This is a genomic window from Cupriavidus necator N-1 (assembly GCF_000219215.1).
Taxonomy (GTDB): Bacteria; Pseudomonadota; Gammaproteobacteria; order Burkholderiales; family Burkholderiaceae; genus Cupriavidus; species Cupriavidus necator.
Map to the genome: position 1 here is coordinate 94,390 of NC_015724.1, position 12,951 is coordinate 107,340.

10 protein-coding genes and 1 pseudogene are annotated in these 12,951 nt (G+C 65.0%); 10 read left to right on the plus strand and 1 reads right to left on the minus strand.

Translation table 11 applies throughout. The features are described 5' to 3' along the window. The first annotated feature begins 11 nt into the window (after positions 1-11). The 10 genes and pseudogenes from CNE_RS37140 to CNE_RS42640 all read left to right on the plus strand — a co-directional run bounded on the left by CNE_RS37140 (position 12) and on the right by CNE_RS42640 (position 12,327). Positions 12-1,088 (plus strand): homogentisate 1,2-dioxygenase, encoded by a 1,077-nt coding sequence (locus tag CNE_RS37140; protein ID WP_013954192.1) that lies wholly within the window; start codon positions 12-14, stop codon positions 1,086-1,088. 67 nt (positions 1,089-1,155) lie between these two features. Continuing rightward, complete coding sequence (locus tag CNE_RS37145; protein WP_013954193.1) at positions 1,156-2,805, plus strand: DUF1302 domain-containing protein; 1,650 nt, start codon at positions 1,156-1,158, stop codon at positions 2,803-2,805. Positions 2,806-2,822: 17 nt separating this feature from the next. Further along, a complete protein-coding gene (locus CNE_RS37150; protein WP_013954194.1) occupies positions 2,823-4,205 on the plus strand; it encodes a DUF1329 domain-containing protein in 1,383 nt (460 codons plus the stop codon). 46 nt (positions 4,206-4,251) lie between these two features. Continuing rightward, positions 4,252-5,301: a WD40/YVTN/BNR-like repeat-containing protein gene (locus CNE_RS37155; RefSeq protein ID WP_238553259.1), complete on the plus strand. Its 1,050-nt coding sequence runs from the start codon at positions 4,252-4,254 to the stop codon at positions 5,299-5,301. A gap of 21 nt (positions 5,302-5,322) precedes the next feature. Further along, entirely contained in the window at positions 5,323-7,764 is a 2,442-nt protein-coding gene (locus CNE_RS37160; RefSeq protein WP_013954196.1) for an efflux RND transporter permease subunit, read from the plus strand. Positions 7,765-7,799: 35 nt separating this feature from the next. Further along, positions 7,800-8,711 carry an SDR family oxidoreductase gene (locus CNE_RS37165; RefSeq protein WP_013954197.1) on the plus strand — a complete coding sequence of 304 codons (912 nt, stop codon included), beginning with the start codon at positions 7,800-7,802 and terminating at the stop codon, positions 8,709-8,711. Between the two features lie 24 nt (positions 8,712-8,735). Continuing rightward, complete coding sequence (locus tag CNE_RS37170; RefSeq protein WP_013954198.1) at positions 8,736-9,458, plus strand: DUF6081 family protein; 723 nt, start codon at positions 8,736-8,738, stop codon at positions 9,456-9,458. Between the two features lie 444 nt (positions 9,459-9,902). Continuing rightward, the gene (locus CNE_RS37175; RefSeq protein WP_049800768.1) at positions 9,903-10,433 is read left to right on the plus strand and encodes an SDR family NAD(P)-dependent oxidoreductase; all 531 of its coding nucleotides are present in this window, start codon (positions 9,903-9,905) and stop codon (positions 10,431-10,433) included. Then, positions 10,412-11,586, plus strand: a pseudogene (locus CNE_RS37180) (transketolase-like TK C-terminal-containing protein); the annotation flags it as partial. The gene CNE_RS37175 and the pseudogene CNE_RS37180, both read left to right, overlap by 22 nt. Positions 11,587-12,087: 501 nt before the next feature. Then, on the plus strand, positions 12,088-12,327 hold the full coding sequence (locus CNE_RS42640) for an XRE family transcriptional regulator (RefSeq protein WP_238553260.1): 240 nt from the start codon (positions 12,088-12,090) through the stop codon (positions 12,325-12,327). Positions 12,328-12,334: 7 nt separating this feature from the next. Here CNE_RS42640 and CNE_RS37190 read toward each other — a convergent pair whose 3' ends face one another. Beyond that, on the minus strand, positions 12,335-12,838 hold the full coding sequence (locus tag CNE_RS37190; RefSeq protein ID WP_041229381.1) for a ProQ/FinO family protein: 504 nt from the start codon (positions 12,836-12,838) through the stop codon (positions 12,335-12,337). Positions 12,839-12,951 lie beyond the last annotated feature (113 nt).

A 12,951-nucleotide genomic window follows, 5' to 3' on the forward strand; every position in this document is an offset into this window, starting at 1 on the left:
GAGGGGGTAGCGTGAAAGACAACCGATTCGGGCCGGCGCCCGGCGATGGTGCCGTGGCGGGACAGGGCGAGCTCTGGACGCGTGACGGCTTCAATGGCACCTGCTCGATGGTATTGCGCCCGCACTACGCGCCGGCCTATCTCTCGGCACACGGGCCGCATGCGCCGCGCCACTTCCAGCTAGACAAGCTGGCGATGTCTCACGGCGATGACGCGCTTGCCATGCCGGTGCCGGTTGCCAGCTCGCGCAAAGGGGTGCAACTGAGTGCCGCGCTCCAGGATCAGGAGGCCCCCATTGTGGTACGCAACGTGGAGGCCGACGAACTGCATTTCGTGCACCGGGGGGAGGTGCGCTTCGAGACCGATTGCGGCGTGCTGGACGCGCAGGCTGGGGATTTTGTCTGCATTCCGCGCTCGGTGGCCTACCGCACCACGCCGCAGGGCGGTCCGGCGTGGCGGTTCATCGTCGAAAGCCCCTCGCCGCTGCGCCTGAACCCCCAGACCCCGTCCGGCATGATCAACTTCGCGCGCGACGTGCACTACGCCAGGGTTGAACCGCAACAAGACGACCACGCGCCGACCGAGGTGACGCTGGTGCTGAAGGCCGAGGACGGTCCCACGGTGTTCCGGCTGGCGCAGGATCCGCTGCGCGCGGTGGCGCACGTGTACGGAAACGTGCCAGTGTGGAAGGTGAACCTGGCCAACGTGCAGGTTGGCACCTACCTGCCGCATGGCGGCCCGCCGTTCCAGTTCATTACCTCCGACGACGGCGAGATCATGATCTACACGCTCTGCGCGCGCACCACGCAGCGCCCGCCGATCCATGTCAATGCCGATTTCGACGAAGTGATTCTCTACCACGCCGGTCCGGGCGCATGGGGTGACGTGAGCGAGCCCGGCACGGTGAGCTGGGTCCCGAAGGGAGTCATCCACCAGGGGCCCAGCGAGGATGTGCCGCAAGGCTACCAGGCATGGCTGCTGGAGACGCGGCCGACGCTCCGTCTTACGCCGGTAGCGCTGGAGGCATCCGCATTGCTCGATACGCGCGAGTACGGCATCCATCCGAGCGAGCTGGCCATGCAGCGGTAAGCGCCCCCAAAGAGGAGAGCGGCCGCCGATGCGGCACACACAAGAATAAAGTAGCGAGGAGACCATCTTGAACGCCAACACCTTCCAGGCCCGCGCCGCCGGCGCGCTGGCACTGGCCTTGTGCGCGCAGCCCGCGCCGCCCGCACATGCTTTCCAGATTCCGACCGATAACGAAGACCTGACAATCCGCTGGGACAACACCATCAAGTACAGCGTGGCCCAGCGCCTCAAGGATCGCTCTCCCACCCTGACGGCCGACGCCAATGCCGACGATGGCGACCGCAACTTCCGGCGCTGGGGGCTGATCTCGAACCGGGTCGACCTGCTCTCGGAGTTCGACGTCAGCTACCGCAACTTCGGCGTGCGCGTGAGCGGCGCGGCATGGTACGACGATGTCTACAACCGCGGCAACGACAACGACTCTGTCGCCACGGCAAACGCCGCATCGGTGCCGCACGACCGTTTCCCCGGCGGCACGCGTACCATCAACGGCCGCAATGTGGAACTGCTGGATGCCTTTGCCTTCGGCAAGGTCGAAGTGAGCGGGATGCCGGTCAGCGTGCGGCTGGGGCAGCATTCGGTGCTCTATGGCGAGAGTCTCTTCTTCGGCAACAACGGCATTGCGGCGGCGCAGTCGCCGATCGACCTGGTCAAGCTGCTGTCGGTGCCGAACACACAGTTCAAGGAACTGATCCGGCCGGTGCCACAGGTCTCGGGGCAAGTCCAGGTCACCCCGAACCTGGCCGTGGGCGGCTACTACCAGTTCGACTGGGAGCGCAACCGCCTGCCGGGCGTGGGCAGCTATTTTTCCGCGGTGGATATCCTCGACGCCGGTGGCGAGCGCATTCTTGCCGGCCCCGGCGCGTACTTCAGCCGCACCGGCGACATCAAGGCGAAATCGTCCGGCCAGGGCGGCGTGCAGCTGCGCTACCGCCCGCGCGGGCTCGATGCGGAATTCGGGCTGTACGCGGCGAATTTCCACGCCAAGGATCCGGTCGTGTACACCAGCTTTGCCGGGCAGGACCTGGCTGCCGGCAAGCTGGGCCAGTACCAGCTGGTGTTCCCGGAAGACATCAAAGTGATCGGCACCAGCTTCTCCACCACGCTGGGCACTGCCAACGTGGCTGGCGAGCTGTCTTACCGGCACAACATGCCACTGGTTGCACGCGGTGGCTCGGTGTTCGTGCCGCCCGGCATGAGCGCCAACAACGCCGGCAATCCGTTGTACCCGGTGGGCGATACCTTGCATGGGCAGATTTCGTGGATCAACCTGCTGTCGCCCACGGCGCTGTGGGAGGGCGGCAGCATCGTCGGCGAGATTGCGTGGAACCGGCGCCTGGGCGTAAGCCGCAATGGCGGCGCGCTGGATCCCAACGCGACGCGCGATGCCGGGGCCATCCGCATGGTGTTCCAGCCCGCCTACTACCAGGTGATCAACGGCCTCGACATCAACGTGCCGATTGGCATTGGCTACGGCCTGTTCGGCAAGTCGTCGGTGCTGAACCCGGGCTTCGGCGTGCATCGCGGCGGCGATCTGAGCGTGGGTGTCAATGGCGTCTACGAGCAGGTCTGGAACATCGGCCTCAACTACACCCATTACTTCGGCCCGGCCGCGACCGTGCTGACCCCGCCGAACGCCGCCAGCCAGGCGTATTCCTACGGCCAGACTTTCAAGGACCGGGATTTCGTGTCGCTGACGATCCAGCGCGCGTTCTGAAACAGAGGAGACAATTGATGAAGCCCTTTTCCATCGTGACCATCGTGACGCCCTGGCTCGCCGCAGCCATGCTGGCGGCGCAGCCCGCGCAGGCCATGGTCAGCGCGCAGGAAGCTGCCGCGCTCAAATCCACGCTCACGCCCTTCGGCGCCGAGCGCGCCGGCAACAAGGACGGCAGCATTCCCGCATGGACGGGCGGGCATACCCAGATGCCGCCGAACTACAAGAGCGGCGATCCGCCGCCCGACCTGTTCGCTGCCGACAAGCCGCTACTGAAGATCGACGCGAAGAACGCCGCGCAGTACGCCGACAAGCTCAGCGAGGGCGTCAAGGGACTGCTGAAGAAGTATCCCGACACATTCAGGCTTGACGTCTACCCGACCCGGCGCACGGCCGCCGCGCCGCAATGGGTCTACGACAACACCTTCCAGAACGCCACCCGCGCCCGCACTACCGACAACGGCCTGTGGGTGGAAGGTGCCTATGGCGGCATTCCGTTTCCGATTCCGAAGAACGGCAACGAGGCCATGTGGAATCACAAGCTGCAATGGACGGGCGAGACCGTTTCCAGCTACTTCGTGAACTACGTCGGCACGCCGGACGGCAAGCTGATCATGGCTACCAAGGGCTACAACAAGTCGCAGTACCCGTACTACGAGAAGGGCGGTGCCATGGACAAGTTCACCGGCGAGTCGCAGCAACTGCGCATCTTCACCACCGAGCCGCCGCTCAAGGCCGGCTCGCAGTTCCTGCTGGTCGATGCGGTCAACCGGCCGCGCCAGGCCTGGGAATACCTCACCGGGCAGCGCCGCGTGCGCAAGGCGCCCACGCTTGGCTACGACACGCCGGACGACATCAATTCCGGCCAGAGCTACTTCGACGAGGCCTTTGTCTTCCTGGGCGAGCTGGACCGCTACAACTGGAAGCTGGTCGGCAAGAAAGAGATCTACATCCCCTACAACAACAACAAGGTTTACCAGAAGGGCCTTTCGCTTGAACAGCTGCTGCTGCCGCATCATGCCAACCCCGATTCGATGCGTTGGGAACTGCATCGCGTCTGGGTGGTGGAGGCCGAGCTGGCGCCGGGCAAGCGCCATGTCGTGCCCAAGCGCCGCCTGTATCTCGACGAGGACACCTGGGCCGCCGTGCTGGGCGAGGGCTGGGATGCACAGGGCCAGTTGTGGCGCGTACAGGTCGCCATGCCGTATGTGGTGCCCGAGGGCCCTTTCGTCAACGCCACCAGTTCCTGGTGCATCTACAACCTGCTTTCCGGTGCATACCTGGCCGCAGCATTCCCGGACTATGGCAGCCCCGGCTTCCGCTATCACTACAAGCTGCTCGACCGCATTCCTTCCAGCTACTTCTCGCCAGAGGCCCTGGCCGGCGAGGGCGTGCGCTAGCACGCCGGCGATGGTCCACGTTGAGACGAATGCCATGTTTGCATGCATGAAAACGCCGCGGCGGCGCGGCGCGGGCCGTCTGGCCCTGCTGCTGGCCGGCGCCGCCACGGCGGCCGCGCTGGTGCAGGGCGCCGCGGCGGCGGAGCCGGTGCGCGCTTTCCGCCACGATGCGGCGCTGGTTGGCGTGGCGAGCGCCGGCACGCGCCTGGTGGCGGTAGGCGAGCGCGGCACGGTGGTGCTATCCGACGATGGCAGCCGGAACTGGCGCCACGCCAGTGCGCCAACCGACGTCACGCTCACTTCGGTCCACTTCGCCACGCCGCGGGAAGGCTGGGCAACCGGCCACGCCGGCACGGTGCTGCACACAGCCGATGGCGGCCTCACCTGGTCGCGGCAGCTTGATGGTGAAGCCGCCGCCCGTCTGATGCTGGCAGCCGCGGGAAAAGATCCCGCCCGGCGAGCCGAAGCGCAGCAACTGGTGGAGGACGGGCCGGACAAGCCATTCCTCGACTTGTACACGGCCGACGCCAGCACTGCACTGGTGGTGGGCGCCTTCAACCTTGCGTTTCGCACCACCGATGGCGGCAGGCGCTGGGTCCCGTGGCAGGACCGGATTCCCAACCCCAAATCGTTGCATCTCTATGGCATTGCGGGAGCGGGGCGCGACCTGTACATCGCGGGGGAGCAAGGGTTGTTGCTGCGCTCGGCCGATGCCGGCGAAACCTTCCGGCCGCTGGCCTCGCCATATCGGGGCACGTTCTTCGGCGTACTGGTGCAGACCGATGGCGGCGTCATCGTGTACGGCCTGCGCGGCAATGCCTTCCGCTCGACCGACCAGGGCGCGAACTGGTCGAGGCTGGCCCTCGGCACCACCGCCGCAATCACCGGCGGCGTGGCCCTGGCCGACGGCAGGACAGCGCTGGCGACCCAGGCCGGTGAACTGTTCGTGAGCGAGCCGGTGCGCCCGGAGGCCTTCGTGCGCGTGGTGCCGGATCACACGCAACCCTTCGCCGGCGCGGCGCAGCAGGGCGACAGGATCGTGCTGGTGGGCGCACGCGGCAGTTCGGCGGCGCCAGCAACAGCCGGCAGGCAGTGATGCAAACCGGAGTTTCCTCTCATGCATCAGAAGCAAAGCAAGGCAGGCCAGGCCGACTGGCAGGTGGTGCCGCATATCCAGGATTTCGACGCCGGCTCGGGCTCGGTGGTCGAACGTCTCATCTTCAATCACCGCGCCTGGATTGTGGCGCTGTGCGTCATCGTCACCATGCTGCTCGGCTGGCAGGCGATGCGGGTGCGGTTGAACGCCGACTTCGAGAAGATGATTCCCGCCGCGCATCCGTATATCCAGAACTACCTGCAGAGCAAGGCGGATCTGAGTGGTCAGGGTAATTCGGTGCGCGTCGCGGTGGAGACGCGTGAAGGGACGATATTCGATGCCGGATACCTGGACCGGCTCAAGACAATCAACGACGAGCTCTTCCTCATTCCCGGTGTCGATCGCGCCTACCAGAAGTCGCTCTGGACCGCGAACACGCGCTGGCTTGGCGTAACCGAGGAGGGCCTGGAAGGTGGCACGGTGATTCCCGACGACTATGACGGCTCGACGCGGACCGTGGAGCAGGTGCGGCGCAATGTGGAGCGGTCGGGCGAAATCGGCCAGCTGGTCGCCGGCAACTATCGATCGTCGATCATCTTCCTGCCGCTGCTGGAGCGAGACCCCGGGGACGGGCAGGCGCTCGACTACAAGCGCTTCTCGGATGCGCTCGAAGCCGTGCGGCAGAAGTACGAGACCAGGGACATCCGCATTCACGTCACCGGCTTTGCCAAGGTGATGGGCGACCTGATCACCGGCATCGGCGAGGTCATGGTGTTCTTCGCCCTGGCCGTGGTGATTGCCGCCGCGGCGGTGCTCTGGTACACGCGCTGCCTGCGCAGCATGCTACTGGTGGTGCTGACATCGCTGCTGGCGGTGTTCTGGCAGCTCGGGCTGCTGCCGCTGCTGGGGTATGCGCTCGATCCCTACTCGGTGCTGGTGCCCTTCCTGGTGTTTGCCATCGGCATGAGCCATGGCGCGCAGAAGATGAACGGCATCATGCAGGACATCGGGCGTGGCATGCACCGGCTCGTTGCGGCGCGCTATACCTTCCGGCGCTTGTTCATGGCGGGGTTGTCCGCCTTGCTGTGCGATGCAGTCGGCTTCGCGGTGCTGCTCGTGATCCGCATCCCGGTGATCCAGGAACTGGCGGTGGTGGCAAGCCTGGGCGTTGCCATTCTGATCTTCACCAACCTGGTGTTGCTGCCGGTGCTGCTTTCCTACACCGGCGTGGACGCGAAGGCGGCGACCAGGGCGCTGCGCTCGCAAGACACCCCGGCACAAGCTGGCGGCCCATGGCGTTTCCTGGAGCGTTTCACCACCGCGCGATGGGCCCTGGCTGCGTTGCTGCCGGCAGCCGTGCTCGGCCTAGGTGGCTACCTGGTCAGCCAGCACCTTCAGGTCGGCGATCTCGACGAAGGCGCGCCGGAACTGCGCGCCGACTCGCGCTACAACCGCGATGATCGCTTCATGACCGCCAACTACGCAGCCAGCAGCGACCTGCTGGTGGTGATGGTGCGCACGCCGGACGGGCACTGCGCGGACTACGCCACGCTCAGGCAGGTGGATGCGCTTGAGTGGCAGCTCAGGCAGCTGCCGGGCGTGGAGGGCACCAACTCGCTGGCACTGCTGGCGCGCCGTGTCGTCGCGGGCATGGCGGAGGGCAGCCCGAAGTGGTACGAGCTGGTGCAGAACCAGGCCACGCTCAATACGGCCGCCAACCGATCGCCACGCGAGAGCTTCAACCAGGCGTGCAACCTGCTGTCGCTCTATGTCTATCTGCAGGACCACCGCGCCGAGACGCTGGCCCGGGTGGTGAGCGCGGTGGAGGCCTTCGCTACGACGCACGATAGCCAGCACGCACGCTTCATGCTGGCGGCCGGCAGCGCGGGGATCGAGGCGGCTACCAATATTGTTGTGCGGCAAGCCAGCCGCGAGATGCTGTTCTGGGTCTACGGCGCGGTGATCGTCCTTTGCATGCTGACATTCCGCTCATGGCGCGCGGCAGTGTGTGCAGTGGTGCCGCTGGTGCTTACCTCGGTGCTGGCCGAGGCACTCATGGTGGCGTTGGGTCTTGGCGTCAAGGTGGCAACGCTGCCGGTCATTGCGCTGGGGGTTGGCATAGGCGTGGACTACGCGCTCTACATCATGACGATCGTGCTGGCCGAGCTGCGCGCCGGCGCCAGCCTGCCGCAGGCTTATCGGCGCGCGCTGCGCTTCACCGGCAAGGTGGTGATGCTGACCGGCGTGACGCTGGCAATTGCGGTGGCCACCTGGACGCTGTCGCCAATCAAGTTCCAGGCCGATATGGGCGTCCTGCTCGCCTTCATGTTCCTGTGGAACATGCTCGGCGCCCTGATCCTGTTGCCGGCGCTGGCATGGGTGCTGCTGCCGGAAGGCAGGGCCGGAAGATCGCCGGTGCCCGTTGATGCAATCGCCGACGGCGCATCCGGCGCCCGGCACTGAAATCCAACACCAACACAAAGAGAAGAGGAGCGGTAATGAAAGTCATGGTGACAGGCGGTACCGGAACCACCGGCAGCCAGGTGGTGCGCGAGCTGCTCGCGCGGGGCGTGCAGGTCAAGATCCTGACGCGCAGCGCGGAACGCGCCAAGGCCATTTCGCCACGCGTGGAGGCCGTGGTGGGCGACCTTCTTAGCCCCTCCGATCTCCGCCCGGCGTTCGAGGATATCGATGCGCTCTTCCTGCTGCTGGCGGGCGTCCCGAGCGAGGCGCACGAAGGGCTGACGGCCGTGGCGCTGGCACGCGCGGCAGGCGTGAAGCGCATCGTCTACCTGTCGGTGCACCAGACCGCCAGGCCACCGCGCCATGTGCCGCATATTGGCTCGAAACTGCTGATCGAGTCGGTGATACGGGACTGCGGTGTGCCCTACACCTTTCTCCGTCCCAATGTGTTCATGCAGAACGACTACTGGTACCGGGACGCCTTGCTCGGGCATGCCATTTATCCGCAGCCGCTCGGTGACCTGGGCGCGTCGCTGTGCGATGTGCGGGACATTGCCGAGGCCGCGGCCATCGTGCTGACCACCGATGGCCATGACGGACAGGCCTACACCATTGCCGGACCGGAGCCATTTACGGGCAAGCGCGCCGCGGCGCTATGGTCGGCCGTCCTGGGCAAGGCGATTGCGTATGGTGGCCACGACATGGAGCGGTGGGAGCAGCAACAGCTCACCCATGGGGCTCCCCAGTGGTTCGCACTGGACCTGAAGATGATGTTCACTGCCTGGCAGACCGATGGTCTGGTCGCCACCGATGAAGAGCTCGGCCGTCTTGCCAGTTTGCTCGGGCATTCCCCGCGCTGCTATGAGGATTTTGTGGCGGAAACGGCCTCGGGCTGGCCGGTCGGCCAATCGCAGATCGCGGCCTTTGAAGGCCGCACCTTTTCTTGAATACAGCGCTACGGAGACCATGACATGCCAACGACCATTCTCGATCCATTCCATTCAGGGAAGCCGGCGCCGGAAACCTGGCGCACGCTCGAGTTGCCGACCGGCGATGGCGCCACCTGGACGTTCCGCGATCCCGGCTTGCGGATGAAGGCCTCTGACGGTGTGCTGCAGGCGAGCATCCAGACGTTCCGGATCCGGCACGACCAGGTGCAGATGTTCGACAACCCGAAGTTGCTCATGGTGATGCAAAAGCCGGTGCCGCTCTCAGAGACGGACGTCACGACGATTTCATGGGAGATGGCCTGCGAGAACCACAATGGCAATTCCGACGACCTGCTCGACGGCTTCGCCGTATTGAGCCTGGGGGACTTCAAAACCGGCATGGTGTTCGATTTCATCATGTCGGGCAAATGCATCGGCGTGGTCTATGAGCGTCTCGCCCTGCCGGGCATCGTGCCCACGGGAGAGGACTGGATTCATGTGGTGCAGTCCCCGCTGATGGCGCAGTCCCGTCCAGGCGAGTTTCACCGGTACGAGATCCGCTTCGACCGGCGCGCGCGCGCTTGCGAATGGTGGCTGGACGGCAAGCGCATGTATGCCGTGGCTGATATCCCGGTAGAGGTCCATAGTGTCACGCCTGGCGTGGGCCTGATGACGCTCAAGCCCCTCGAAGCCGGCAAGAGCAGCGTCTCCAATCACGGGCAGGGCGCCACTGGCCGCTGGCGCAACCTGGCCGTGCATGGCTGACGCGTGCGTTGGCCCCATCGTGCCGTAGCCGCTCATGCTGCTGCCCGGCACTGAAAGATGGCCGATGCCGCAAAGTTCGGTATTGGTCAAGTGCTGCAGCCATTCCCTTTCGCGATGGCGGAGCGTGAGGCCGAGCCGACCCAACCCATCCGCGCGCCGCGCGCGTATCGATCCGCGAAGCCGGTCACATGCTGACCATCGCGCAGCAGATGGCTGTCAGCGCATGCCTGCGTGCGACGCAGAGCAGTCGAATCCGTCCATACCCGCATCAGCCGGATATCCGCATCGAAGAACTGCCCTCGTGACAGCCTGCGGGTTTTCCATGCAACATACATAATCATGTTTTGTATATATTTACGCTAAAGATAGTTTTGTTTTGGATGGCCGGATCTTTCGGCGTTTGGAGCATGAGTCATGGAACTTGGTCTTAAAGGGCGCGTAGCGGTGATCACCGGCGCGAGCAAAGGTGTTGGCAAGGGCGTGGCGCGCGCGTTGGCGGCAGAAGGGGTGAACATCGTTCTCGTTGCCCGTGGGCGGGAAGCGCTTGTGCAGGCAGCTGAAGACATCGAGGAGACGTTCAGCGTGCACGCGCTGCCGGTTGAGGCCGATGTCACCGATACGGCATCGGTGCGGGCGGCCGCGGAGACTGTGCGCGAGCATTTCGGCGCGGCGCACATCCTGGTCAACAATGCCGGCGCGGCCATCAAGCGGCAGGACCGGGAGATCACCTGGGACGACAGCGACTGGATCAACCAGGTGCAGATCAAGTCGGTCGGTGCACTGCGCATGATCCGCGAGTTCCTGCCGCTGATGCCGCACGATGGCACGGGCCGCATCATCAATATCGCGGGCGCGTCTGGCAGCATGGCCTGGATGCCTGCGCTGACCTATGGCCTGAACAACGCGGCGCTGATGCATGTCACCGGCTATCTGGCGGCTGATCTTGCCGACGCATGGCCATGGTGCGCATGCTGACGGGCCTGCTTAAGGACAAGACGCTGGCCCACGCGTGGTGCCCATCGTGGCGGATGAGGCCCGCACCTTCGGCATGGCCAGCCTGTTCCGGCAGGTCGGCATCTATTCGTCGCAAGGACAACTGTACGAGCCCGAAGACGCCGGCTCGATGCTGTATTACCGCGAGGACGTCAGGGGCCAAATCCTGGAGGAGGGCATTACCGAGGCCGGTGCGATGTCGTCGTGGATTGCGGCGGGCACCGCCTACAGCACGCACGGCACGGCCATGCTGCCGCTCTACATTTACTACTCGATGTTCGGCTTCCAACGTATTGGCGACCTGATCTGGGCCGCCGGCGATCAGCGCGCGCGGGGCTTTCTGGTCGGCGCCACGGCGGGACGCACCACGCTTTCCGGCGAGGGCCTGCAGCATCAGGACGGCACCGGCCACGTCATTGCCGCCACCATCCCCAATTGCCGTGCCTATGATCCCGCATACGCCTACGAGTTGGCGGTGATCGTCGATGAAGGCATGCGTGCAATGATGGAGCGGCAGGAGGACGTGTTCTATTACCTGACCGTGATGAACGAGAACTATGCCCAGCCGTCGATGCCAGCCGGCGTGGAGCGAGATATCGTGCGCGGCATGTACCGGCTCGCACAAGTGGAAGGCGGCGGGCGGGGCAAAGTGCGGCTGCTCGGCAGCGGCGCGATCCTGCGCGAGGTGGAGGCTGCGGCGCAGATGCTGGCCGAACACTGGCAGGTCGACAGCGAAGTATTCAGCGTGACGAGCTTCTCCGAGCTGGAGCGTGACGCGCGCGAGGTGGTCCGCCAGCGGCTGCATCATCCACAGGCGGAGGTGTCGCCAGCTCACGTCGAGACGCTGCTGGCCGGCAATGCGCCAGTGGTGGCCCCTACCGACTACGTACGCGCCTATCCGCAGCTGATCGCGCCCTAGGTGCAGGCGCCCTATTCGGTGCTGGGCACCGACGGCTATGGCCGTAGCGACAACCGGCCAACGCTGCGCCGCTTCTTCGAGGTCGATCGCGTCTATGTCTGCGTGGCGGCGCTGCGGGCGCTTGCGGCACAGGGCACGGTGCCCACCTCGCTCGTGGCCGAGGCGCTGGCGCGCTACGACATCGATGTCTCCAAGAAGGCCCCTTCTTCTATCTGATCTGTGCTTGCCATGAGTGCGCGCTCAGCATGGAAAATATGGTGGCATCGGGGATGGTGGCAGGGTGGAGGAGACGGTGCGGCCAGGGACAAGGTGTCGGCCGACCAACTGGTCATCGTGGTCGAGTCAGACAAGGCGACCATCGACGTGCCAGTGCCTTGGGCGGACCGGTGCGGGAGGCAGAGCTAAGCTTCCCGGCCCATCTGTGACCTAGCGCCAATAGCAGAGATTAAAACGCAATTAATCGCCAAGCTTCGCCTGAAACAATCAATCGCTGGCTGACATGGGTAGTCCCCCGCGGGGCAGCCAACCCCGTTTCGGATTATAATTTCACTTTCATGAAATAATCTGGCCAGCAGCCCCCACGCTGGCTTGCCTTCTGATCCGACGCCACCTATGCGCGCGACAATTCGGACCATTCACCAACTGGGCGGAGCGACCCGCGCAGGGGAAGGGATACCCATAGACCAGGCGGCGAGGCATTGCGGTGTCTCCATCGGCATGCTGTCCAAGCTAGAGAACCGCAAGGGCGTCAATCTCGAGCACGCCCTGCGTGTGCTGGACGAACTGGGTTTGGCGATGCTGGTCGTGCCCAAGGCGCATGCACCTTGGCTCGAAGAGGCTGCGGCCCATGCGTCCAAGACCGGCGAGCTGGCAGCGTGGGATAAGCGCGCCCCCAGGTGCCGTGGCGCGGAGATGGCTTGCTGTGCGCCTTCGCTGAGCCGGCTGTCCATGCCATAACTTGAAACTATCGAGCCGCATCAACGGGGTGCGACGCCTTCGCCGATTTGGATGGTGCCCCCGGCGAACGCCTCGCTTGCAGTTGCTGCGCCCGTTTTGCATCCTCCGGGCGAACCTGCCCCGCCTCCTGGCCGGCCAGATCCATCCGTGATGCGCCTTCGATGAGGCAGGCCCAGTAGCGGGCGCCGCGGCACCAGGTCTTGATCGCCTCGCGCAATTCGGCCTCCGTGAGGGCAAGCTTTTGGGCATGCGGGAGGAGATCCTCGAAGAGGCCGATCTTGAGCGGCACCTTGGGCGCCGGGTTCTTCGGAAAGGCTTGCGGAAAACGCCGTTGCAGTCTGGCGATGGTGTGGACCACCGGATCGACCGGCTTTGCCGAATTGGCCGGCGCAGCGTCCCGTGCGCGGGGCGGCGTGGCCCGCTTCGGAACCTCGGCAGCCTTTGCGGCCTTTTCAGCCTTTGCCTGTGCTGCCAGTTGTGCTTTGAGTGCCGCCAGTTGTTCGAAGCCCATCGTATTTAGTGGTAAATCGCGTGGAGCGATTTTAGCAGCCGCGTATCCTGCGCTGAGCCGCAGGTGCGGCTCATATAGGTGTGCAAAGGCCATGGCTTGGCATGCTCGCGCGC

Coding starts and splice junctions, on each gene's coding strand:
- CNE_RS37170 (WP_013954198.1), top strand. CDS start 8,736: ATGCCAACGACCATTCTCGATCCATTCCATTCAGGGAAGCCGGCGCCG.
- CNE_RS42640 (WP_238553260.1), top strand. CDS start 12,088: ATGCTGTCCAAGCTAGAGAACCGCAAGGGCGTCAATCTCGAGCACGCC.
- CNE_RS37165 (WP_013954197.1), top strand. CDS start 7,800: ATGAAAGTCATGGTGACAGGCGGTACCGGAACCACCGGCAGCCAGGTG.
- CNE_RS37155 (WP_238553259.1), top strand. CDS start 4,252: ATGAAAACGCCGCGGCGGCGCGGCGCGGGCCGTCTGGCCCTGCTGCTG.
- CNE_RS37160 (WP_013954196.1), top strand. CDS start 5,323: ATGCATCAGAAGCAAAGCAAGGCAGGCCAGGCCGACTGGCAGGTGGTG.
- CNE_RS37190 (WP_041229381.1), bottom strand. CDS start 12,838: ATGGGCTTCGAACAACTGGCGGCACTCAAAGCACAACTGGCAGCACAG.
- CNE_RS37150 (WP_013954194.1), top strand. CDS start 2,823: ATGAAGCCCTTTTCCATCGTGACCATCGTGACGCCCTGGCTCGCCGCA.